This is a genomic window from Terriglobia bacterium, assembly GCA_035712365.1.
GTDB lineage: Bacteria > Acidobacteriota > Terriglobia > UBA7540 > UBA7540 > SCRD01.
In genome coordinates this window covers 361,851-384,543 of the sequence record DASTAW010000048.1, presented here as the reverse complement: position 1 = coordinate 384,543, position 22,693 = coordinate 361,851, and the positions used below count along the sequence as shown (strand labels likewise).

At 59.3% G+C, this 22,693-nt stretch carries 16 protein-coding genes; 3 read left to right on the top strand and 13 right to left on the bottom strand.

The genetic code is table 11. The features are described 5' to 3' along the window. Nucleotides 1-16: 16 nt before the first annotated feature. The 8 genes from VFQ24_15670 to glgC form a co-directional block, all read right to left on the bottom strand. On the bottom strand, nucleotides 17-1,003 hold the full coding sequence (locus tag VFQ24_15670) for an ATP-binding cassette domain-containing protein (protein ID HET9179794.1): 987 nt from the start codon (nucleotides 1,001-1,003) through the stop codon (nucleotides 17-19). Between the two features lie 51 nt (nucleotides 1,004-1,054). Beyond that, the gene (locus VFQ24_15665; GenBank protein ID HET9179793.1) at nucleotides 1,055-2,110 is read right to left on the bottom strand and encodes an efflux RND transporter periplasmic adaptor subunit; all 1,056 of its coding nucleotides are present in this window, start codon (nucleotides 2,108-2,110) and stop codon (nucleotides 1,055-1,057) included. Next, nucleotides 2,107-2,760: a TetR/AcrR family transcriptional regulator gene (locus VFQ24_15660; GenBank protein HET9179792.1), complete on the bottom strand. Its 654-nt coding sequence runs from the start codon at nucleotides 2,758-2,760 to the stop codon at nucleotides 2,107-2,109. Before VFQ24_15660 ends, VFQ24_15665 begins: the two co-directional genes overlap by 4 nt. Before the next feature lie 466 nt (nucleotides 2,761-3,226). Then, on the bottom strand, nucleotides 3,227-4,327 hold the full coding sequence (locus tag VFQ24_15655; protein ID HET9179791.1) for a D-alanine--D-alanine ligase family protein: 1,101 nt from the start codon (nucleotides 4,325-4,327) through the stop codon (nucleotides 3,227-3,229). Further along, nucleotides 4,324-5,229: an arginase gene (gene rocF / locus VFQ24_15650; GenBank protein ID HET9179790.1), complete on the bottom strand. Its 906-nt coding sequence runs from the start codon at nucleotides 5,227-5,229 to the stop codon at nucleotides 4,324-4,326. The genes VFQ24_15655 and rocF overlap by 4 nt, the downstream gene beginning before the upstream one ends. Nucleotides 5,230-5,513: 284 nt before the next feature. Beyond that, the gene (locus tag VFQ24_15645) at nucleotides 5,514-7,163 is read right to left on the bottom strand and encodes an alpha-L-arabinofuranosidase C-terminal domain-containing protein (GenBank protein ID HET9179789.1); all 1,650 of its coding nucleotides are present in this window, start codon (nucleotides 7,161-7,163) and stop codon (nucleotides 5,514-5,516) included. Nucleotides 7,164-7,392: 229 nt separating this feature from the next. Next, the gene (locus VFQ24_15640; GenBank protein HET9179788.1) at nucleotides 7,393-8,085 is read right to left on the bottom strand and encodes a hypothetical protein; all 693 of its coding nucleotides are present in this window, start codon (nucleotides 8,083-8,085) and stop codon (nucleotides 7,393-7,395) included. 133 nt (nucleotides 8,086-8,218) lie between these two features. After that, nucleotides 8,219-9,448 carry a glucose-1-phosphate adenylyltransferase gene (gene glgC / locus VFQ24_15635; GenBank protein ID HET9179787.1) on the bottom strand — a complete coding sequence of 410 codons (1,230 nt, stop codon included), beginning with the start codon at nucleotides 9,446-9,448 and terminating at the stop codon, nucleotides 8,219-8,221. Between the two features lie 243 nt (nucleotides 9,449-9,691). On the opposite strand from glgC, the gene VFQ24_15630 reads away from it, so the two are divergent. The 3 genes from VFQ24_15630 to VFQ24_15620 all read left to right on the top strand — a co-directional run bounded on the left by VFQ24_15630 (nucleotide 9,692) and on the right by VFQ24_15620 (nucleotide 14,551). Continuing rightward, the gene (locus tag VFQ24_15630; GenBank protein HET9179786.1) at nucleotides 9,692-10,828 is read left to right on the top strand and encodes a deoxyguanosinetriphosphate triphosphohydrolase; all 1,137 of its coding nucleotides are present in this window, start codon (nucleotides 9,692-9,694) and stop codon (nucleotides 10,826-10,828) included. 231 nt (nucleotides 10,829-11,059) lie between these two features. Beyond that, nucleotides 11,060-13,024: a cation:proton antiporter gene (locus VFQ24_15625; protein ID HET9179785.1), complete on the top strand. Its 1,965-nt coding sequence runs from the start codon at nucleotides 11,060-11,062 to the stop codon at nucleotides 13,022-13,024. A gap of 123 nt (nucleotides 13,025-13,147) precedes the next feature. Then, on the top strand, nucleotides 13,148-14,551 hold the full coding sequence (locus VFQ24_15620; GenBank protein HET9179784.1) for a M23 family metallopeptidase: 1,404 nt from the start codon (nucleotides 13,148-13,150) through the stop codon (nucleotides 14,549-14,551). Here VFQ24_15620 and VFQ24_15615 read toward each other — a convergent pair. The 5 genes from VFQ24_15615 to VFQ24_15595 form a co-directional block, all read right to left on the bottom strand. Beyond that, nucleotides 14,542-15,534, bottom strand: a complete 993-nt coding sequence (locus VFQ24_15615) for a nucleoside hydrolase (GenBank protein ID HET9179783.1) — start codon at nucleotides 15,532-15,534, stop codon at nucleotides 14,542-14,544. The two genes, VFQ24_15620 and VFQ24_15615, sit on opposite strands and share 10 nt — an antisense overlap. A 52-nt stretch (nucleotides 15,535-15,586) precedes the next feature. Continuing rightward, the gene (fusA, locus tag VFQ24_15610) at nucleotides 15,587-17,686 is read right to left on the bottom strand and encodes an elongation factor G (GenBank protein HET9179782.1); all 2,100 of its coding nucleotides are present in this window, start codon (nucleotides 17,684-17,686) and stop codon (nucleotides 15,587-15,589) included. Nucleotides 17,687-17,865: 179 nt separating this feature from the next. Then, nucleotides 17,866-18,180: a hypothetical protein gene (locus tag VFQ24_15605; protein ID HET9179781.1), complete on the bottom strand. Its 315-nt coding sequence runs from the start codon at nucleotides 18,178-18,180 to the stop codon at nucleotides 17,866-17,868. A 552-nt stretch (nucleotides 18,181-18,732) separates the two neighbouring features. Beyond that, nucleotides 18,733-21,291 (bottom strand): VacB/RNase II family 3'-5' exoribonuclease, encoded by a 2,559-nt coding sequence (locus VFQ24_15600; GenBank protein ID HET9179780.1) that lies wholly within the window; start codon nucleotides 21,289-21,291, stop codon nucleotides 18,733-18,735. Between the two features lie 135 nt (nucleotides 21,292-21,426). Next, complete coding sequence (locus tag VFQ24_15595) at nucleotides 21,427-22,599, bottom strand: MFS transporter (protein ID HET9179779.1); 1,173 nt, start codon at nucleotides 22,597-22,599, stop codon at nucleotides 21,427-21,429. Nucleotides 22,600-22,693: the final 94 nt, after the last annotated feature.

Sequence of the window (22,693 nt, the reverse complement as noted above, 5' to 3'; positions counted from 1 at the left end):
GACGCTGGATATTGCGTCAGCCCCGCGGAGGCATCAGGCTCGTTTCGTAGGAGTGTTCCTGCAACTCGTCGCGAAGCTGCCTGCCGGTGTAATGCGTGAACACGTCGTCCAGCGTGGTGCTCTGCACCGAAAGCGACGAGATCTCGATCCCCGCGCCGCGCGCCGCTTCCATCAGCTCGACCGTGGTCCGGGGGCCGTTGTGCGAAGCAATGCGAAAAATGCGGTCGTGCTCGACCACGCTTTCAACGTGCGGCAGATGCTGCAAGGTTTCAAGCCAGCCTTCGGGGACCGCTGAGAAACTGACTTCCAGAAAACTTGCCGCCGGAATCGACGCCTTGAGTTTCATCGGCGAATCCAGCGCCATCAGCCTGCCGTGATCGACAATGGCGATGCGGTCGCAGAGGCGGTCGGCTTCGTCCATGTAGTGCGTGGTCAGCAGGACGGTCAGGTCGCGCTGCTTCTTGATGTTCACCAGCATCTCCCACACGGCGATGCGCGAGGTCGGATCGAGGCCTGTGGTCGGTTCATCGAGGAAGAAAATTTTGGGTTCGTGTACCAGCCCGCGCGCAATCTCAAGCCGGCGACGCATGCCGCCCGACAGGTGCTTGACGGGATGCTTTGCCCATCTTTCCAGTTCCACCGCGCGCAGCAGCTCCCGGATGATTTGCGAGCGGCGGGCGCGCGGCACGCCATAGAGCCTGGCGAAGATCGACAGGTTTTCCTCCGCGCTCAGGTCGAGATCGGAAGTCATCGCCTGGGGAATCACGCCAATACAGTTCCGCACCTCGGTCTGCTGGTGCACCACGTCGAAGCCGTTCACCAGCGCCGTGCCGCCAGTGGGCGGAATCAGCGTGGTGAGCATGCGGATCAGCGTGGACTTGCCGGCGCCGTTCGGGCCCAGCAGGCCGAAAATCTCGCCTTCCTCGACGCTGAAGCTGAGCGAGTCAACGGCCGTGAATCCGTTGAATCGCTTGGTCAGCTTTTCCACTTCAATTGCCGCCATTTCGCAATTTCCTTAGCTGCGCTTTCCCGGCCGAACGCGGGCCGCGGCGTCCTACTGCCCGCCGTTGATGGGCACGGTGACAAAGGCCGTGAGTCCGGGCGCGAGCCGGCGGTCGCTGTTATCCACGCGCAACCGGACCTCGAAGGTCTTGATGTCGCGTTTGGTGCGGCTGACGTCGCGCTGCGTGGCATATTCGGCGTCTACCCCGCGCAAATAGACGGTCCCTGTGCGCTCGAACCCGCCGGGGAAGCGTACCGGCAGCCGCTCGCCGATGCGGATGAGATGGATGTCCGTCTCCGGCACGTCCGCGCGCACCCAGAGTTTGTCCGGATCATAAAGCACCACGATGGGCTGGGCAGGATTCACCACTTCGCCCGTCAGCGCCGCCCGCAGCGTCACCAGCCCGCGGATGGGCGAGCGGATTTCCGTGTAATCCAGGCGCGCCTGGGCGGCCTGGTCCTGCGCCTGCGCCGCCCGAAACTGGTGCTGATTGCTGGCAAGCTGGCGTTCGCGCATGGTGACCTGCTCGGCGTTGGAACGGGCCAGGGCCACCGCTGCGCGCGCCGCCTGCACCTGCTTCTCGAGCGATTCCACGTTCGCCTGCGCCGTGTGCAGGGTGGCCTCGGCCTGGTCCTGCTGCTGCTGCGAAACGATCTGCTGTTTGAACAGTCCTTCCGTGCGCGTAGAATTCTGCCGCGCGAGGTCCAGATTGGCCTGGGCCTGCTTCAATTGCGCTTCGGTCGCGGAGAGATTGGCCTCAGCCTGGCGAATCTGGTCGCGCGTCTGAAGTTCCTGAAATTGCAGCGAGGCGCGCGCCGCGCCCACCTGCGCGTTTGCGCTCTTCATCGTGGAGGCGTAATAAGACTGGTCCGCCTGCAACTCTTTGGGCACGATGGTTGCCAGCAACTGCCCCTGGGTCACACTGTCGCCTTCATTCACCAGCACCTGCTGCAGCCGCCCGGAAATCTGCGAGCTGACGGTGACCGCGTCCACATCCACCAGGCCGGTGAGGACCAGGCCCTGTGACGACGGGCGCGTGATGACATAAACGGCGATGCTGGCCGCGACCACCAGGCCGAGAATCACAAGAAAAAGCTTCCGCGTCATTTGGGACCTGCCCCTCGATTCGCGAATACCGCCCGCCGGACGAAATTGAGCACCTCTTCTTTTCTTCTGGCCAGTTGGGATTTACGGTAAGGATCTTCGATGATTCCGGCGGCTTTCAGCACCGGCGCCGCCGAAAAATAGAAGACTGTCAGCGCCACCAGCGAGATGGCCGTGTGCGCGCTGTCGGCCGCGGCAAGTTCGCCGCTGCGGATGCCCTGGGCGATCACCGACTGAAACTTCCTTACCACCGGCGAAAAGTATTTTTTCCTGATTCGCATAAAGGGCCGCGAGTCGGCCATCATGAACCGGTGGAAAATCCTGGGATAATCTGTGCGTGCGGCGATGAAATCAAAGTGCATGCTCACGTAGTCAAGGACCTTGTCCTTTACGCTTCGCTGGCTGGTCAGGAGCTGCAGCGCCTGGCGGTGAAATTCCTTCAAGTGTTGCTCGACGACGGCCAGGTAGAGCGCGTCCTTGCTTTTGAAGTAGTAATAAATGAGGGCCTTGTTGACGCCGGCGGCGCTGGCGATGGCGTCCATGCGCGCGCCGGCCAGTCCCCGCTCGGCGAAGATGTGCTCTGCGGCGCGCAGGATGATGGTGCGGGATTCCGGCGTGCTGGCCGTGCTCCGAAGTGCTGCTCTTTTCCGCATGCATCTGCCAATTAACTATATGGTTAGTTAATAGCATACCGGCAGCATATCTGTCAAGAAGGTCCCGTCCGTGGTAGTGGCTCAGTTTGAATGTCGAATCCCTGAAACAGCGGAACCGATGTACCCAAGCGGAAGCATGACCAGTCCGAGCACTGCACTCGCAAGGTCAAGATAATGGCCAACCGTATTTGGCCGTCCCCATCCCATTCCTGGGAATAAGCTGAATCTTTCAGCAGCGTGCGTGAGCACGACCACGCCCAGGAACGCGGCCCCAATGAGTTGTATGAAACGCCAGGCAATTTTCTGATGTGAGAATTGCCAGGCCGAAGCGCAAATGAGTGCGCCGACCACGACGGAAATTCCAATCAGCTTCATTTGGATTTCACGCGCTTTTTGTAAGCCCTGCGTTTTTGCCTTCGGCCCTGGCAGGGTCCCCGCGATTTCGGCCGGGCCATCATTGGACGGGCTAACTGCCGTAATCGTAGCGCGTCTGTTCTTTTTCGCGCTGGCGTTCAAAGGCAAGCTGGATGAGCCGGTCGAGCAGCTCCCGATAGGGCAGGCCGCTGGCCTCCCACATCTTGGGATACATGCTGATGGGCGTGAACCCCGGAATGGTGTTGATCTCATTCACAAACAATTTGCCGCTCGAGCGGTCGAGCAGAAAATCCACGCGCGCCATGCCGGCGCAATCCACGGCGCGGAACGCGCCCAGCGCGAGATGTTGCACCCAGCTCGCCTCGGCGCGCGCGAGCTTTGCCGGGATGACGATCTCCGAGCCTTCCTTCACGTACTTCGCTTCGTAATCGTAGAACTCGTTCACCGGAATGATTTCTCCCGGCACGGAGGCTTCCGGCTGGTCGTTCCCCAGCACCGAGCATTCAATCTCGCGCGCGTCGAGGCCTTTTTCCACAATCACCTTGCGGTCGTAGGCGGCTGCCAGGTTGAGCGCTGCGGCCAGTTCCGCGCGGCCGCGAACCTTGCTGATGCCCACTGAAGATCCCAGGTTTGCCGGCTTCACGAACAGCGGATAGCCGAGCTTGGTTTCAATCATCTTGCGCAGCCGTGCTGGATTGTGTTTCCACTCTCCACGCAAAACCATCAGCCATTCCACCACGGGAAGGCCGGCGTCGCGGAACAGCCGCTTCATCACGTCTTTGTCCATGCCGGCGGCGGAGCCCAGCACTCCCGCGCCTACGTAGGGAATTCCGGCAAGCTCCAGCAGGCCCTGGATGGTGCCGTCTTCGCCAAACGTTCCGTGCAGGACGGGGAAAACGACGTCGAGCTGCGGCCGGGCCCTGGGGTGCCGAGCTTCATCCAATGGAACAAGTTTCGGTCCCTGCGGATCAATCGAAGGGATCACCGCCGTGCCCTTGTCGAGAACATCGGGCAGCAGCTTAAGGGCTTGGGAGCCGAGGCGCCATTGCCCTTCGCGGTTGATACCGATGGGCACGACCTGGTATTTTGCCGGGTCGAGCGCCCGGATGACGGAAGCGGCAGAGACGAGCGAAACCTCATGCTCGCCGGAGCGCCCGCCAAACAGGACACCCACTCGAATTCGTCTTTTCACAGGATTTTCTTTCCCAGAGCCGATGCTGCCAGGCCTACCGCCAGGGCCGCCGTCCGATTGAGGACGTCGATGATGGGATTCACTTCCACGATCTCGAGCGCCAGCATCTTCTTCGTATCCGAAATCATCTCCATGATCAAATGGGCTTCCCGGTAGGTAATCCCGCCGCGCACCGGCGTGCCCACGCCGGGAGCCTCGTGAGGATCGACCACGTCCATATCCAGTGATACCACAAAGCCAGCCGTGCCGTTGGTGGCGGCCGCAATGCTTTTTTCCATCACCGCGCGCAGTCCGTGTTCATCAATATCGCGCATGGTGAAGGCGTGCACGCCGGAATCCCTCAAGGTGCGGCGCTCGCGGCTGTCGAGGTCGCGCAATCCAATCAGGGCGCAGTTTGGGGCCCGCAGCTTGGGCGAGAAGTTAAAGATGCGGGTCAATTCCTTCGGCCCGAACCCGAGCGACGCGGCAAAGGGCATGCCATGGATGTTGCCGCTGGGGCTGGTTTCCGGCGTGTTCATGTCGGCGTGCGCGTCAATCCAGATGCAGCCAATCGGCTGGCGGCGCTCGCGGAAAAATTTGGAGACACCGGCGTGCGTCCCCACGGCAATCGAATGGTCGCCGCCCAGCGAAATCGGGAACCAGCCATCTTTAACCGTCTGGTAGATGCGATCGGCGGCCTCGCGGCACGTCTGCGCAATTTCTTTCAAATACTTGGCGCGTTTCTCGCCAAAGTGCTGCTCTTCGGCAATGCGCACGTGGATGTTGCCGGCGTCTTCCACGTGGTGGCCGAGGGACCTGAGCGCGGAGTTCAAACCCGCCGCCCGCACCGCCGACGGACCCATGTCCACGCCGCGCCGCGCCTGACCCAGATCGAGAGGAATTCCAAGGACTCGAATGTTCATGGAGCTAGCCGCTACTCCCAGCTTGACGCCTCGATGCAGCTCGGACGCACTCTCAAACCGCAGTTAAGTTAACCGGGGGCGTCCCTTTGTGTTCTCTGTGCTCCAAAAGCTTTGACCGCTGAGTACGCTGAGAGCCTCTGTGCCCTCTGTGTTGAAAGTCTTCGTAGCACACAGCGCACGGAGAACACCCCAACGCGGAGAGTCGGCCGGCACATCGCAAAGGCTGCGGTATATCCTCCACCCCACCGCAAGCATGACCCACTATCATATCGCGAAGTGTGATTTCATGCCGTGCGGGAAGGCACGCGCAGCACCAGCGTTTCCACCGAGTGCGGCGCAAGCTGATGCACGAAGGAACCGCCCTTTACGGAGACCGGTGTTTCCGGGCCGGCCTTTACCACATCGGGCTGGTTGAAAGTGTTTTCATCGCGAACGTTCGCCGAGGTCAACTGCCGCCGCGTGCCGCGGAGTGCGCCGCAAAACTGCGCGCCCGTAATCTGGATTTCCACCTCCAGCGCTTCCCTCAGGTGCTGGTTCACGAGCGTCAGGCAGAGTTCTCCCTTCGATTCGTTGTGGGAAACAGACGCGCTGAGATAGGGGCGGGTGATCTCGCGCTCGCTTTCATGGCTTCCCGCCTGCTTCGCGCTGAAGGTGGGGGAATCGACCAGGGTTCTTAGCGCCGTTGCGTCCATATGGGGCTGGAAGAGGTCAAAGGCGTAGTAGGTTGGAGTGAGGACCATCTGCGCGCCGCGCGTAAAGGCCATGCACTGCAGAACGTTGAAGGCCTGGGCGATACAGGCGATGGAGACGCGATTGCCCAAATTGTTGAGGCTGCTGAGGACCACGGCGGCCAGCAGCGCGTCACGCAGCGTGTTGGGCTGCATCAGGGCCTGATTGCCAGTGCTATCCGTGTGGTGCCACACGCCCCATTCATCAAGCGAGATTCCGATGGTGGGCCCGCCGGGCGTGGTGTAGTTATCGATGATGCCGATGGTCTTGCTCAGCATGTCTTCGAGATCCCCCACGGCGGCCAACAGGGTGTAATAGTCCTGATCGCTGAACTTCACGGCCGGGCCATCGTGGAAGTAATGGTGGACGGAAAGGTGCTGAACGCCTTCCACGCGCCGCGCTCCCGGCCGTTCGAGCAGCGTCTCGAAAAATTTCTGGTTCCAGTCGCCTTCGAAATCTCCGCAGGCAACGAACTCCACTTTTGAACGGCGCGCTGCCGTGCCCAGGTAATTCACGAAACGCGCGTAGTGGCGGGCATAATCCACTGCATCAAAGCGGCCTCCGCAGCCCCAGTTTTCATTGCCCACACTCCAGTATTTGACGTTGTAGGGAGCGGCGTGGCCGTTGGCGGCGCGCGTCTGGGCAAGGATGGTGGACTGGTTGCCATTGCAGTACTCGAGCCATCCCAGGGCCTCGCGGACCGTCCCGGAACCTACATTCACGCAGATGTAAGGCGAGGCGCCCGAGAGCCGGCAGTAGCCCAGGAATTCATCCGTCCCGAACTGATTGGACTCATCGCGGTCCCAGAAGATGTTCCAGGTTTTTGGGCGCTTCTCGCGCGGACCGATTCCGTCCTGCCAGTGGTAAGTGTCGGCAAAGCAGCCGCCCGGCCAGCGGACGATGGGCGCCTGGATGCGCCTGAAGGCGTCAGCGGTATCGCTGCGCAGGCCATCGTGATTGGGAATGGACGAGCCTGCACCCACCCACATTGCATCGTAGATGCAACTTCCCAGGTGCTCGGTGAACTGCCCGTAAATGTTGCGGCTGATGGTCCCCAGCGGCTCATTGGCCACAACCGTCAGATGCGCGCGGCCGGAGTCTGAGCGAGCAGCCGGAATCGCCGCGCCCGCCTCGGCTTCCGAGCGCGATGCGAGCGCTCCCATCGCCGCCAGGCTGCCGGATTGTAGAAATCGCCTCCGATTCATAGGTCACCTCGCTGGGCGCAAGCAAGTTGAATTCACCGCATGGCTGGCTCTCGGCCGGGCCTCGATACTACTTGCCGGGGAAGGGGTTGTCAATGCAGCCGTGGGGAGAGATTTGGAGGATATCCAGCGACTTGCTTTTTGAACAGTGGCAGAACAATTATTACCCGGAATGCGGGAAGGAAAACGCCTGCTGATTCCGGGCGCGGAATGTCTGACGATACGGGCCGGATCAATCGCAGTTCTGGCAGACGAAGGGTACCGGCGTGCCCTTCGTCTGGCTGGCACTGGCCATCTTCCCGGCTGAAGTGAGCACAAACGTCAACGGCGTGCCGGGTTGGAGCACCACGTCTTTGTGATGCTTGGCAAGCGTGTGGATGAGGCCCGCAACCGCGCCGATGCCCGCACCGTAAAGCGCCCCGGTGCCTCCGGCGGACAAACCACCCACACCTGCTCCAGCGGCGGCGCCAATGCCGGTCTCTTTAGCCGCCTGGGTCTTGCTCTTGCCCTTTCCCTGGATGGTTCCTTCGTTGCCGTTCACCTTGACTGAAGGGTCGTTGCCGTCGGACAACTGGCCGGCGAAGGTATATTCATGCCCGTTTTTCAGCACAATGGCGTCAGCCACAAGCCGCATTTCTGCCTTGCCCTTCACGCGGCCGGGCGGCTTGACGAACGTGACGTGCCCGCGCAGCGTGCTGCCCACCGGGACCACTTCCATGCCCCTGGCGAAGATCGGGTCCTGGACCTGCGCCGTGAACAGGTCTCCAGCGTGGTCGGCGGAAGAACTCAGCGTTGAAATCAACGTCACGCTGACCTGCGTCCCGACCGGAAGCTCAGGAGTTGGCAATTCGGACCCGCAAAGGAGCGCTGCCGCCGCAAAGAAAGCCAGGACCAGACCCGCCATCCTGTTTCTTGACTGACTCATATCGCCTCCTTTAGCCGCCCATGGGCAACGGCACCTTTTCTCTTAGATTACCAGACGGAAGGAATTGTTGTCCGGCAATCCAGACCCGAGCGCAGAATTCAGCGGACCCCTGGGCCCGGCAGGGCCGCAGTGGCTACTCCGGTTCTTCGAACATACGCCGTTCCGGGACCACCACGACGATGCCCTCATCCGTCACATGGTACTTCTTGCGGTCTTCTTCCAGGTTATAGCCGATTTCGGTGCGTTCCGGCAGGCTGATGTGCCGGTCAATAATGGCCCGGCGGATGCGGGAGTATCTTCCCACATTGACGTGCGAGAAAAGGATGGAGCCTTCAATGTCTGTGTAGCTGTTCACGCGGACGTTTGGAGAAATAATGGAATGCGTGACGCGGCCGCCGGAGATGATGGAGCCGGAGGAAACCAGTGAGTCCACCGCAATCCCCATCCGCCGCCCTTCCTGGGCAAACACAAACTTAGGGGGCGGATACTGCCGCTGGTAGGTTCGGACGGGCCAACTGGAATCGTAAAGGTTGAAGACAGGGGAAATGTCTACCAGGTCCATGTTGGCGTCGTAGTAAGCTCCCAGCGTTCCGATGTCCCGCCAGTATTTGGCCTCTTTCTTGTTCTCATCCACGAAGTCGTAGGCGTAGACGCTGGCCCGTTCAAGCAGCTTGGGGATGATGTCCTTGCCAAAATCGTGGTTGGAGTCGGCATCTTCAGCATCGTCCATGGTGCACTGGAGCAGCACGTCACGGTTGAAGCAGTAAATGCCCATCGAGGCATAACACTTGTTGGGGTTTTGCGGCGAGGGCCTGGGGTTCGGGGGCTTCTCCTGCCAGCCGACAATGCGGTGCTGCGAGTCGAGCTCAACCACGCCGAAGCGCGAAGCATCCGCGACATCCACCTCAATTACTCCCACTGTCGCTTCCGCCCCGGCGTCGATGTGCCGCTGGATCATCAACTGATAATTCATCTTGTAAACGTGGTCGCCGGAAAGGATCAGAACGTATTTGCACGGTTCGCTGCCAATGGAATAGATGTTCTGGAAAATCGCGTCCGCGGTGCCCCGGTACCAGGAGTCACCCACGCGCATCATGGGAGGAAGGATTTGGATGAACTCGCCCAGTTCGCCGGCCAGCATGCTCCAGCCCTCTCGAATGTGGCGGTTGAGCGACAGAGCTTTGTACTGGGTAAGAACAAAAATCCGGCGCAGGTCAGAGTTGATGCAGTTAGACAGAGTAATGTCGATGATGCGATAGATGCCTCCGAAGGTCACTGCGGGTTTGGCGCGGTCGCGGGTCAGGGGGTAAAGCCGTTCTCCGGCGCCTCCTGCCAGCAGGCAAATGATGGTGTCTCTGACCATGAGAGCGGGTCTCCTCTCAGAGGGAATGGGAACCTGGGCGGCCTTGACGCAAGCCATCCCGAAGCTTGATGCCGTTGCAGTACTCTTTTTAAAAACTGGATTATATCAAAGGAACCTGTTCACATCGAATCGAGCGGCGCGTGTGAACCACCGGTGGCGCACATCTCAAGCCTTCCAGAGAATTGCCCTTGAATTCGATATGGTAGACTCGATTTAATTCTCATGAGTTCTGGAGCAGGCGCGATGCGCACAGAAAAGGAAACCGTGCTGGCCAGTTATGCCATGTCGGTCTCAAACAGTCTTGGCCGGCGCTTTCCGGAAGCACCGCACCCGTATCGGAACGAGTACGAGCGTGACCGCGACCGGATCGTCCACTCCCGCGCGTTCCGACGGCTGGAAAACAAGACCCAGGTTTTCACGCGGCGATATTCCGACCATTTTCGGAACCGCCTGACTCACACTCTTGAAGTAACCCAGACCAGCCGCACGGTGGCCAAGGCGCTTCGATTGAACTCCGACCTGGTGGAGGCGCTGGCGCTGGTCCATGACGTCGGGCATCCTCCCTTCGGCCACGCGGGTGAGGCCGAACTGGACCGTCTGATGGCGCAGCACGGGGACCGGTTCGATCACAATCTCCACGCGCTGCGGATTGTCGAGCAGTTTGAGCAGAAGTACATTGACTTTCCCGGTTTGAATCTGACCTTTGAAGTCCGCGAAGGGATTGTGAAGCATTCGCGGGACTACGATGCTGACCAATATCCAGATTTGAAGGAGTACCGGCTGGACGAGCGGCCGCCAATTGAGGCCCAGTTGATCGACGTGGCCGACGAAATCGCCTACAACTGCGCCGACCTTGACGACGGCTATGAGGCAAAGCTGCTGACGCTGGACCAGATTCGGGAAGGGGTGCCGCGGTTTGGACGCCTGCTGCGGCCAATTGAGCGGAAGCATCCGAACGCCCTGGAAAAACTGAAATTTAATGAGGCACTCAAGGGGCTTATGGATTCCCTGGTGACGAACCTGATCGAAGCCACACGCGAGCGCCTGGAACGAATGAGGGTGCGGACGGTCGAGGATGTGCGGGCTGGGCCCTCGCGCGTGGTTGGATTCAGCCCGCGAAGGTCTCGTGAGGCCCAGGCGCTGAAAGTGTTCCTCCGCGACAATCTTTATACCCACCGGGAAATCCACGACGAGCGCAGGAAAATCGTGCGGTGCGTGGCGCAGATGTTCAAGTTCTATATGGAACATCCTCGAAGCCTGCCTCCCTTTTATTTTGGCAAGACGAAGGAAGGACCGGTTCACCGCGTGGTTTGCGATTACATTGCAGGGATGACGGACAACTATCTCGCGGAACTACACCGGAAATACCTTGAGGCTTAGCAGCGGTCGACGACGAAAGTGGCGGAAACATGTCGAGACCTTATTGCCTGGAGATCGAGGCTCATGGGCCGATTGTTCCGCCCTCTCTCGACCTTTGGGTCATCTCATCTGTTTTTCTCTTCCGTCGCTGCGCATCAGTTCGGCAGCAATCATTTGCGGATCACCTGAAGCGGAGGCGAAACCCGCAGACTCGCCGTTCCTCTGGCAGAAGGGCAAGTTCGTAGAGCGCCTATGACACCTGATCCCGGCATCCTTCGAGATCTGGCCCTCGTTTTTCTGGCGGCGGTCGCGGGGGGCCTCGTGGCCTGGCGGTTGCGTCAACCTCTGATCCTCGGCTACGTCTTTGCCGGCGTTCTCATCAGCCCCCTCACCCCCGGGCCGTCCGTGAGCGATGTCCACTCATTGGAGTCGTTGGCTGAGATCGGCGTGATTCTGCTGATGTTTTCCGTCGGGCTGGAATACTCATTAAAAGATCTCCTTCGGGCAAAATGGGTCACTCTTGCTGGCGGGTTCATCGGAATTCTGCTTCTGATCGGCATGGGAATTGGCGCGGGGCGCCTGGTTGGCTGGACCACCAGGCAGGGACTCGTGATCGGCGCGATTATATGCGTGTCCAGCACGATGGTCCTTACGCGTCTGCTGGCAGACCGGGGCCAGATGCACACAACTGCCGGCCGGATCGCGGTGGCGATTACGCTGGTGGAAGACCTGGCCGGCATCGTCCTGATAATCCTGATCCCCAGCTTTGCCAGCTTTGGGCCGGGCCGAATCTGGCCGGTGATTGGAGGAGTCGGTCGCGCGGTTGCAATTCTCGCACCCGCTTTCGTGGTGGCGTGGAAGGTGGTGCCTCCGGCGCTCAAACGCGTGGCGCGGACCCAGAACCGCGAGATCTTTTTCATTGTTGTCTTAGCCATCTGCCTGGGAACTGCGGCCCTCACACACGCTGTCGGGTTATCGCTGGCGCTGGGCGCGTTCGTAGCCGGCCTGATCATCAGCGGATCGGAGTATGCTCATGAGGCCCTGGCGCAGTTATCCGCGTTCCGGGACGCCTTTGTGGCCCTGTTCTTCGTAAGCATCGGGCTCCTCATTGATCCTCGTATGCTTTTTTCAAACCTGCCCGTTGTTCTGATCATGGTCGCCCTGATCATCTTCGGCAAATTCGTAGTGTGGACGGGCATCGTCCGCCTTTTCGGTTATCCCATCTGGACCGCCCTCACAGTCTCAATTGGGCTGACTCAGATTGGAGAAATCTCCTATGTGCTTGTGCAGGTGGCGCGCAGTTCGGGAATCGTCGGCGATGACATTTATAACGCCACCCTGGCTGCCTCGCTCGTGACGATCCTTTTGAACGCTGTGCTGGTCCGGCAGGCCCCAGGCGTATTGGCGCGCATGCGCCGAAAACGTTATGCCGTGACAGATTCACAGGCAAGCCCGGCCGGCGAAGGGCTGCAAAACCACACCGTGCTCTGCGGATTTGGCCGCATCGGCAGCGCGATCGGCACGGCGCTTTCGACTTTCGGAGTTCCGTATCTCGTGGTCGAGGTCGATCCGGATTTGGCCGCAACGCTTCGCACGCGCGGAATTCCTGCGCATTTCGGAGATGCCGGCCATCGAGACATTCTCCAGCGCGCTGGCGCGGACAAGGCTTCCATCGTCATCGTGACCATTCCCGACCCGGACCGTGCCCGGCTGGCCGTAATGAATGCCCGCCGCCTCAACCCCGACGCGCCTATCCTGGCCAGGGCACACCGAACCGCCTACCACGAAGTGCTGGCCAGGGCCGGGGCCACGGAGATTATTCAACCCGAACTCGAAGCGTCATCGACTCTGATTCGGCACGCCTTCAGCTACCTCAAAGTGCCTGACAAGCAGATCAGGGCTTATCTCAGGGGATTCCGCAAGGCGATGGATTCGTTGCAAGAGAAGAATGCTGGACCATCTCGGAGCTTCGCCGAGGTGCGAGAGGCCAGCCTGACAAACTCCGACCTGGCAGGCCGTTCGATTCGTAATTCCGAAATCTGGGAAGGCTTTCACGTGGCTGTAGTTTCCGTAACGCGGCCAACGGGAGAGACGCTGCTGAATCCCGATCCGGATACGATTCTGAATCAAGGCGACAAACTGCGAGTATTGGGGTTCCCCGACGAACTTGACACCTTTGTCCTGCATGCATCTCAAGGAATGAAACCGCAGGATTGATAAGCTCTCTTACTTCGTGAGGTTCAGAGACACGTCTTCCGCCCTTCCGGTACGACGTCATCTTTTGCGAGGATGATATAGTTCTTAAGTTGCAATGATGAACACGCATTGGGAGGAAACATATTGAAGACGCCTTATCACAGACCGCGAGCAAGCTCAGGCAAGGGCTGGGTCCTATTACTTCTCGTCCTCATAGCCGGGCTGGTTATTCTCGGATGGAAAGCTTTCAGCCGCGAGGCTCCGGTGATCAAAGTCAGCGAACCTGTTAATGGAATCGGAAATCAAACCACCATTGAGTTCACCGTGCGCGACAGCGAGCACGCGCTGAGAACCGTGGTTGCGGACCTCCACCAGGAGAACCGCAGCTTCTCAGTTCCTCTGTCGAGTGAAATTCACAATGCTCCCTCCACGCCGTGGTGGAAATTCTGGGCCAGGCAGCCTGCCAGCAGCGGCGTTTTCAAGGCGCAGGTCGGCCACCAGCACATTCCTGACCTGAAGGAGGGCCGCGCGACGCTGGAAATCGTGGCCACCAACGATTCCTGGGGAAGGTTTTTTCGTGGCGGCAGGAACCAGATGAGTCTTGACTTGCCGGTCCGCTTCCATCCACCCACGATCGAAATTCTCACCCGGCAGGTCTACGTGAACCAGGGAGGCTGCGACCTGCTGCTATTTAAGGTTTCTCAGGGCACGACGAAATCAGGCGTCCAGGTGGGGCAGTATTTCTTCCGGAGCTGGCCGGTGAAAAAGTCCCTCCCTGACACCCGGATGTGTCTGTTTGCCATCCCTTATGACGTTGATCCAAAAACCCCCACCCGGGTTGTCGCCCGCGACATTGTCGGAAACGAGACAACCTCTGGATTCTCCTGCCAGGTCACTCCGCAAAAATTCCACAAAGGCACCATCAAGTTGTCGGACGACTTCATGAATCGCGTTGTTCCCGCGATTCTCAGCCATACCCCCGAACTTCAGGACGAAGGAAGCCTGCTGAAAAACTACGTGATGCTCAACCGCCGCCTTCGCGTGATTGACTCACAGTTGCTGGTGGCATACTCACAGAATACGGCTCCCCAATTTCTGTGGACGCAGGCCTTTTTGCGCTTTCCACACTCGAAGGTGGAGGCCCACTTTGCCGACTTCCGGACCTATCACTATGATGGCCAGGAGGTGGATCAGGAGACCCACCTTGGATACGATCTTGCCGCGACCGCGCATTCGCCAGTTCCCGCTGCCAATGATGGCGTGGTGGTCTTCGCCCATTATTTCGGCATTTACGGCAACGCGATCCTCATCGACCATGGGTGCGGGCTGCAAAGCCTCTATGGGCATCTGAGTTCGTTCGCCGTCAAGCCGGGCGACCACGTAACTCGCGGGCAGATCATCGGCCACAGCGGAGAGACGGGGCTTGCCGGAGGCGACCATCTCCACTTTTCCGTTCTGCTGGACGGAGCCTTTGTAGATCCTCTTGAGTGGTGGGACCCGCATTGGATCCACGATCGGATAACTGCAAAGCTTGGGCCTTACCGATAGCCGGCGATACCTGCACCCTGGAGCGCCACATCTAACCTCAATTCTCGATTGACCGATGTTTCAGCCTCGGGCGCGATGCGGCCGAGGTAAAACTCGAAGAATTTTGCCGGATCGGTTTCGAGCGCGACAGTTGCGTTGGGCGGCTGGCTGTCCACAACGCGGGTGAAACCGTTCGAATCGACTCCAACATTTAAAGGTTTGGTCTGGCAAAGGGCGGGATCGATGAGCATTGCCACGGCCATGGGATCAAATAGAATTGGTGTTCGGTGATTCCACAGTTTGTAGAGGATTGCCAGGGCATCCGCTATCGGCGTGGCATTAGTGAAAACGCGGTGGCGTGCCGCCGCATGGAGTTGCAGCATCGCGGTCACGTCGAGCGGAGCCATCACGATATGAACGCCGGAGCGGAAAACCGCCTGTGCGGCTACAGGATCAGAGGCGATATTGTATTCCGCAACAGGAGTTGTGCTTTCGCCGTAGCCGTGATGGATCGAGCCGCCCATCAGGACGATCTGGTTAATCTTTTTTGAAATCGCGGGATCTTTTTGCAGCAGGACAGCAATGTTGCTGAGCGGCCCGATGGCTACGATCGTGATTTTTCCGGCCTGTCGCCGAAGAGTTGCATCCAGAAAATCGACGGCGCTCCCGGGCTGCAGTTGCGGACTTCTGAAGCCTTTGGCCCAGCGCGCCTGGTCTATCGGGAGCGGCTTACCCGGTTCGCCCGCCACAACCGGCACGCGGCGAAATCCTGACTCCCAGAGGAACTTTGCAGCCAACCGCGCCCGCGCCTCGGTATCTCCACTGACCGTTGTCACGCCCAGCAATTCCAGTTCAGGACTGCGTACAATCAGGGCCAGGGCAAACGCATCGTCGATGTCAGTGCCAATATCCGTGTCCAGCAGAATGGGAGTTTTGCTCATGGCGGCCGCGCGCAAAACGACTGGCAGCATGAAGCAGAACAGCAACCAGATCGCTTTCCTCATAAGCTCTGTGCCGTGCTGGCCGGCGGCCGATGGACCGTGCCCGAAATCCCGCTTATTCTTCTTCTTCCTTGCCGTGGCCGGCGGCCCTGGCCTCGGCGACAATCTTGTCAGAAATCTGTTGTGGCACGACGTCATAGCGGGAGAAATCCATGGAATAGGTTCCGCGCCCCTGGGTCATCGACGTCAGGTCTGACGCGTATGTCAGCATTTCTGCCAGCGGGACCTGGGCCTTGATGATGGTGGACTGGCCCCTGGGTTCCATCCCCTGGATCCTTCCGCGGCGGCTAGTCATGTTGCCCATGATGTCTCCCGAAAAGTTTTCAGGGACGGTGACCTCAACGTCCATGATGGGCTCCAACAGGCAGGGCTTGGCCTGCTCCATGCATTTCTTGAAGGCCATCGATCCGGCGATTTTGAAGGCCAGTTCGGAAGAATCCACATCGTGGTAGGAACCGTCATAAAGAATCACCCGGAAATCCACCACCGGATAGCCAGCCAGAAAACCGCGCCCGGCCGATTCGATGATCCCTTTTTCGACGGCGGGGATGTAATTTCTGGGGATTGCGCCGCCAAAAATGTCGTTGACGAAATCGAAACCGTCGCCGCGCCCCAGCGGTTCCATTTTGATCTTGCAGTCGCCGTACTGGCCATGGCCGCCCGTCTGTTTCTTGTACTTCCCCTGTGCATCAGCCTTGCCGCGGACCGTTTCGCGGTAAGGGATTTTCGGCGCTTTCAGCGTCACCTCGACGTTGTAGCGGCGCTTCAACTTTGCGACGGCGACTTCCACGTGCTGCTGTCCAGAGCCGGAAAGCAGAAATTCCTTGGTTTGGCCATCGCGCGAAAACCGGAGAAGCAGGTCTTCTTCCAGCATGCGATGGATTGCCGTGGAAAGCTTATCTTCATCGCCGCGGGATTTTGGCTCGATGGCGAATGAGATGGCGGGCTCCGCAAGTTTCACCTGCGGATAGATAATCGGCGCGTTTTTGTCACCCAGCGTATCGCCCGTCAAAGTTTCCTTGAGTTTGGCCACCACCCCGATGTCGCCGGCGCGAAGTTCCGCGACGGGAGTTTGGGACTTGCCCTGGGGCACGGCGATGTGGGCCAGTCGCTCCGCCGTGCCACGGTTGAAATTCTGCAATGTCGCCTCGCTCTTGATGACTCCCGACATCACTTTGAACAGGCTGAGCCGCCCGGCAAAGGGATCGGCCACGGTCTTGAAAACGTAGGCCGATGCGGGTCCATCGTTGGAGATTTTTCGGGCGACTTTCTCTCCGCCTTCACGGTCGATGCCCTCAGCCGTCCCGCTGGCCACAGGCGCCGGCAGATAATCAGCCACAAACTCCAGCAGGCTCTGGGTCCCCACATTGTGAAGGGCCGAAGTGACCACGACGGGGGTCAACCGCTTTTCTGCCACTGCCTGGCGAAGCCCCGGCACCAGGTCTTCAATCGGGATGGTTCCCTTTTCAAAGAATTCTTCCAGAAGCTGATCGTTTCCTTCCGCGACCATCTCCACCAGAGCTTCGTGGGCCGCGGTGGCTTCCTCCTGCATCTCCGCCGGAACTTCGCTGTCTTTGGCCTTGCCCGAGCCGTTGCTCTCATAGAGGGCGGCGCGCATTCGGACGAGATCGACGACTCCGCGAAAATCCTTTTCCTCGCCGATGGGGAGCTGCACGGGAACGACCGTCCGCCCAAAGGCGTTGGTGAGGGCGTCCAGGGTGCGCCTGAAGCTTGCGCGCTCGCGGTCCATCTGGTTCATCACCAGGGCGCGGGGCAGATCGTATTTCTGGCAGAAACCCCACGTTTTCTCTGTCTGCACCTCCACGCCGCTCACCGCGTGGACAACAATCAATGCCGCGTCAGCAGCTTTCAGGGCGGCCTCAGCTTCGTAAAGGAAAATGTTGAAGCCGGGAGTGTCAATCAGATTGACTTTGGCGCCATTCCATTCGGCGTTGGCCACGGCCGCGCTGATTGAGAAGCCGCGTTCAATTTCCTCTTCGTCGAAATCCGTCACTGAAGTTCCGTCGTCCACTTTGCCCAGCCGCGTGGTGACTCCCGAGGTATAAAGCATCGCGGAAGCAAGCTGCGTTTTCCCTGTGTCGGCATGGCCCAGCAGCGCAACGTTGCGGATGTTCTCACCGTCGTAGATTTTCACGCGAGACTCCTCAAGGTGTAAGGCGTTACGTCTTGGTCTATTCGGTTTTCAGAGCAACGTCGCATCCTAACACAGCTTTTCGGCAGGGTTCAACGCGCATGGAGAGGGCCCGGGTCCGCGCGACGCACGGCCTGGCTGGCGCAAAACAAATTCACTTGGTTGTCTCCTCTATCTAATATCTAATCAAGGTCAAAATCGCGGACAGGCCGGACGATCGGCTCATCCTTGGACCGTTTGAGTGCTTCATCAAATTTCTTCTCCAGCAACTGCGCCTTGGACTTCTCGTCTTCAGTACCCTTCCTGAACAGGGCTTCGCGCCGTTCCCGTTCCTTTTCAAGCAACTGCGCGGAGTGGTCGATGTCGGGGGCCTCGGACTTCCTGGGCGGCTGCCCGTGCCAGATCACTTTGCCGAGCGAAACATCAATCTTCAGACGCGCTCCACAGCACGGACATTCCAGCTCCATCTCGTCATGTTCACTCCGGTTGGAAGCCATGGAAGAATGCTATGCCGTGCCGCGTCTGAAGTCAAACCACGGGGCGCGCCACCAGTTGCAGAAGGGGGCCTGCGGGCGCATCCAACGGTCGCATGGGAAGGTTAGACCTGGCTACACGGACTATCAAGGTTTGCTTCGGTTCGTTTTCGAACCGTTTTTTAGCTCTTCTTTATTTTCAACAAGATCGGTAGCTTCGTTTTCCGGTTTGTTCCGGTTCGTTTTTCCCACAGGCACGTGTCTTCAACAACTTCTCCGCTTTGTTTTTAGCTTTGTTCCGGTTTGTTTTTTGGAAATTCCTGTTTGTTTTCAGTGACTTCTCCGGTTTGTTTTTCAAAAAACGTGTTTTTTGTCCCATTTTGCCTCTTTTAGTCGCGGAAAACTCGTGGCTTGCAAACACTCAAAGAAGGAAGGCTATCATACTAGGCCAGTGTTTGTCAAGCATATTCGGGCGGCAGAGGCTGGAAGGCAGGAGCCAGAAGTCAGAAGTCAGTGATTTACGTTCGGCACAAGCGGCGCATCCGCCAGGCCGCGCTGAGAGCCAAACGACTCCCGCTACTCAGCCACCACCGAAAAATCCATTCGGTTCTCGATGGCGTCCACACGGTCCAGGCGTACGCGAATTCTGTCACCCAGCCGGTAGGTCTTGTTGCTGTGGCGTCCCACAGCGGCGCGCAAGCTCTCGCGATAAACGTAACGATCATCCTCCAGGCTTTCGAGCGAAACGAAGCCTTCCACGAACAGGTCAACGAGTTCCACGAAGAACCCGTGCTTGGTAAGCGAGATGAGCAGAGCGTCGAATTCGTCGCCAACATGCTGGGCCATGAATGCGACCTTCTTCAGGTTAATTAGTTCGCGTTCAGCATCCTGCGCGCGGCGCTCAGCCTCGGAGCTTTCAATGGCCGCAGCCCGCAGTTCACCGGGGCTGACGGGCGCCGGATGTCCCGCCGTGCTCGACTTCGAGGCCGGCTGATTACCCACGGCGTCGTTGGGATCCGGTCCGCCAGGAGCAAGTTTTCCCCGGGCGTAACCCTGCTTCTCCTGGTGAAGGACCTGTTTCAGGACACGGTGTACCATCAGGTCCGGATAACGCCGGATGGGTGAGGTGAAGTGAGTATAAGTTGCCGCCGCCAGGGCGAAGTGGCCGAGATTTTCCTCCGAATAGCGGGCCTGTTTGAGCGAGCGCAGCATGAGGTAGGAAAGAATGCGCTCCTCGGGCTTGCCTTCGATGCGCCCGGTTAATCGCTGGTAATGCCGCGGAGAGATTTCGAGGTCAATTTTTTCAAGTTGTTCATGCAGCCTCCGGTCCTGGTCGCGCTCAACTCTGCCGTGGATGCGCAGGCTTTGCCGCGCCGGCAATTTGATGCCGAGCGAATATCCGAAAGTCGAGGCAATTTCCTCGAATTCCAGGACCTTTTTCGGGTCGGGCTTTTCGTGCACGCGATAGAGCGAAGGCGCGCCTTTGCGCTCCAGATAGCCCGCTACGGTTTCGTTGGCCGCCAGCATGAATTCTTCGATTAGGCGGTGCGCGATGTTGCGCTCCGAGCGCGTGACGCCCACCATGTGCCCTGCCTCGTCAAACATAATTTCCGGTTCCGGGAGATCAAAATCGATGGAGCCGCGCTCGTGGCGGTGCTGGATGAGGACTTGGGCAAGCTCCTCCATCAGCTTGAAATTGGGGACCAGCGCCTGATACTTTTGGCAGGCGCCCGGCTCGCCGGCCAGGATGTCTCGCACCGCAGTGTAGGTCATGCGCTCCGCGCTGTGGACGGTTCCCGGCGTGATTTCGTATCGAACCGTATTGCCCCGATGGTCGATTTCCATCAGCGCGGACATCACAAGCCGGTCAACGTAAGGGTTCAGACTGCAGATGCCATTTGAAAGCTCGAGTGGCAGCATGGGCACGGCGCGATCCGGGAAATAGACTGAGTTGCCCCGCAGGCGCGCCTCGCGGTCGAGGGCCGTCGCCGGCTGGACATAATGCGCGACGTCAGCAATGTGAACCTGAAGCAGATAATGCCCGTTCCTGAGCCGCTCGACGTAAACGGCGTCGTCGAAATCTTTCGCGGTTTCGCCGTCAATGGTCACGATGGGCAGCGAGCGGAAATCGCGCCGGTCGATATGTTCGCTCTCCGAAATGAATTGAGGCGCATTTTCCGCTTCCGCCAGCACTTCCTCCGGAAACCGATGCGGGAGGTGGTGCTTGCGGACCATGACTTCCACGTCCACTCCGAACTCGTCCCGCCTGCCGAGGATTTCGATGACGCGGCCCTGCGGCTGGACGCCGGGCCGGGGAAACTCAGTGAGTTCCACATCCACAATCAGGCCGTCCAACTCGCGGCTGGAGGATTTTTGTTTCGCTCCCCGCCCTCGCTTGCCTTCGGATTCGCCGCCGAATTGCCGATGGCGGGCCGGTCCGTCCGGCGGCCACTGGTAGCCCGGCGGAATAAGGATTTCATGGGGGATGCGGCGCTCGAACGGAACCACAAAGTTGGACCGTTCTCTGATGCGGAATTCGCCCACCACAGTCCTCTGGGCACGCTCGGCCACCCGCAGGATGCGCCCTTCAACCCGATTGCTGGACGGCGCGCCGCGTGAAAAAAGAGTGCGTCCATCCGGCCTCGACCGCACCACCTGGACTTCTACCCGGTCGCCGTGCAGCGCCGTTCCCATGGCGCCCGGCGGAATGAAGATGTCCTGATCGGTGCCTTCAAGCGGCTTGTCCGGCACTACGAATCCGTAGCCGTCGCGGTGCCCCACCAGGCGCCCCGAAACAATATTGCTGGCGGCCGGTTTCGCGGCTGGCGGAGCCGCCGGTTGCTCGCGGGGGCCTTTGTGCCTGGCGGCCATAGGTGAATTCAATTCCTCGCCTTTGCGCCACGCGCGCCGATCAGATGCCTTGCCGGGGTGAGGGTTTGGCGACAGCATGAAATGGCTTTTCTTTGATTCACGGATTTTCTGGCGCTTGGAAAGATCGTTCAGCACTTGCCTCAGTTCATGGGCCTGGCTCGAGCGCAGGCCGAGTTCGCGCACCAGCTCGCGAATGCGGAAAGTTCTCGCCGGCTGCTTGCGGAAAATTTCCAACACCTCGTGCTGACTCGGGCCTTTTCGCATGTTATGCATAGCTTAACATTGAGCGAGACCCACGGCGCTGGATTGTGGAGCGTGAGTAACGCGGCGCCTGGGAGGTTGGGAGCGCGACAGATGGCGCCATTCGGGTGATTCCGAATAAGCGGCGTCAGCTTCTACTCACGGGCTTTCAGGAGCTGCTGGCTGGCCGTTATGGAAGAACCGGAAATAGAGATAGATGTTCGCAGCCATGATCACAGCGTAGAGGCAAAAAGGGGCCGCAATCTCAGAAACGTTGAAAAGATAACCAGTGAGCGAGATTCCTCCCGAAGAAGCCCCCAGCCGCGCTACCTGGTTGATCCCCAGGGCGCGGCCCAGTTCGTCGTACTTGACCATCTCGGTGAAAGCGGTGCGCTGCACCGGCAGGGCCATCACGCGCAGCGCAGGAGTCACCAGATAAACGGCCATCGCGAAAACATAAACGTGCCAGAAGGGCAGGAACAGCAGCAATGCCGATCCCATGCCGCGCGTGACGGCAATACTCTTGACGAAGCCCAGCGTCCGCTCGAGGCGCGGCGCTGCCAGGAGCGCGAACGACGCCAGCGTCCCACTGGCAAACGCGTAAACTGCCATCTCCGATTTCGGAACGCGATAAACAATCACGAAGAAAGGGATGAGGAACGGGACCACCAGACCCTGTGTGAATCCATTCAGAATACCAGTGATGGTGAACTTGCCAATCACGACCTTGCTGTGAAGCCGCCTCAGGTTGCCCCGCACTTCGACGGGCTTAATGAAGGCAATGAACACCAGCCCCGAGCCAGAGATCAGCGTGGCGTAGAGAAACACATTTCGGACATGGCCATGCCTGGCCAGCAGGGCTCCGAGCGACCCGAACATGCCGCTCAGAAAAGTCAGAATCGAAAACCAGAGGGTCCGGTTATCGGAAGTCGTCAGGCCGGTGATGACGGCGGTCTGGATGGGCTGGGCGGCCCCCCCAACGCCGCCCTCCATCAGCGATCCCGTAGCCGAATAGCCTCCCAGAGTGGTGGCGACGAATAGAGGGAGCAGGCCGTGTGAAAGGAACACGATGGTAGAGCTAACCGGAAGCAGCAAGCCCACCAGAAAAAGTGTTTTCACTCTCCCCCAGATGTCCGTCAGAAATCCGAAGAGCAGGCCCAGCGCCGCTGTCGCAAGTGCGGCCGAAGTATAAAGAAGCCCGAGTTGCAGGGGACTGTAATGCCGGTTGGTCAGCACCAGGTAGGGAAAGGCAATCGTAATCATTCCGGCCGCGACGCTGCGCGACATGCGAAAGAGGATGAAGAGGATCAGTTGCCCGCGGTGGTCGCTCATATGAGTTTGAATACCCGGACATGGGTAATTCACCAGTCTAATATGGATGCAGAAGCGAGAGCTATCGGCGCCTCAAGAACGGCGGCCTCCCGTA

Bases quoted from the DNA above. Each gene is read 5' to 3' on its own strand.
- VFQ24_15595 (HET9179779.1), bottom strand. From the start codon at position 22,599: ATGAGCGACCACCGCGGGCAACTGATCCTCTTCATCCTCTTTCGCATG.
- VFQ24_15665 (HET9179793.1), bottom strand. From the start codon at position 2,110: ATGACGCGGAAGCTTTTTCTTGTGATTCTCGGCCTGGTGGTCGCGGCC.
- VFQ24_15645 (HET9179789.1), bottom strand. From the start codon at position 7,163: ATGAATCGGAGGCGATTTCTACAATCCGGCAGCCTGGCGGCGATGGGA.
- rocF (HET9179790.1), bottom strand. From the start codon at position 5,229: ATGAACATTCGAGTCCTTGGAATTCCTCTCGATCTGGGTCAGGCGCGG.
- glgC (HET9179787.1), bottom strand. From the start codon at position 9,448: ATGGTCAGAGACACCATCATTTGCCTGCTGGCAGGAGGCGCCGGAGAA.
- VFQ24_15600 (HET9179780.1), bottom strand. From the start codon at position 21,291: ATGCGAAAAGGCCCGAGTCAGCACGAGGTGTTGGAAATTTTCCGCAAG.
- VFQ24_15625 (HET9179785.1), top strand. From the start codon at position 11,060: ATGACACCTGATCCCGGCATCCTTCGAGATCTGGCCCTCGTTTTTCTG.
- VFQ24_15630 (HET9179786.1), top strand. From the start codon at position 9,692: ATGCGCACAGAAAAGGAAACCGTGCTGGCCAGTTATGCCATGTCGGTC.
- VFQ24_15640 (HET9179788.1), bottom strand. From the start codon at position 8,085: ATGAGTCAGTCAAGAAACAGGATGGCGGGTCTGGTCCTGGCTTTCTTT.
- VFQ24_15605 (HET9179781.1), bottom strand. From the start codon at position 18,180: ATGGCTTCCAACCGGAGTGAACATGACGAGATGGAGCTGGAATGTCCG.
- VFQ24_15660 (HET9179792.1), bottom strand. From the start codon at position 2,760: ATGCGGAAAAGAGCAGCACTTCGGAGCACGGCCAGCACGCCGGAATCC.
- VFQ24_15670 (HET9179794.1), bottom strand. From the start codon at position 1,003: ATGGCGGCAATTGAAGTGGAAAAGCTGACCAAGCGATTCAACGGATTC.
- VFQ24_15615 (HET9179783.1), bottom strand. From the start codon at position 15,534: ATGAGGAAAGCGATCTGGTTGCTGTTCTGCTTCATGCTGCCAGTCGTT.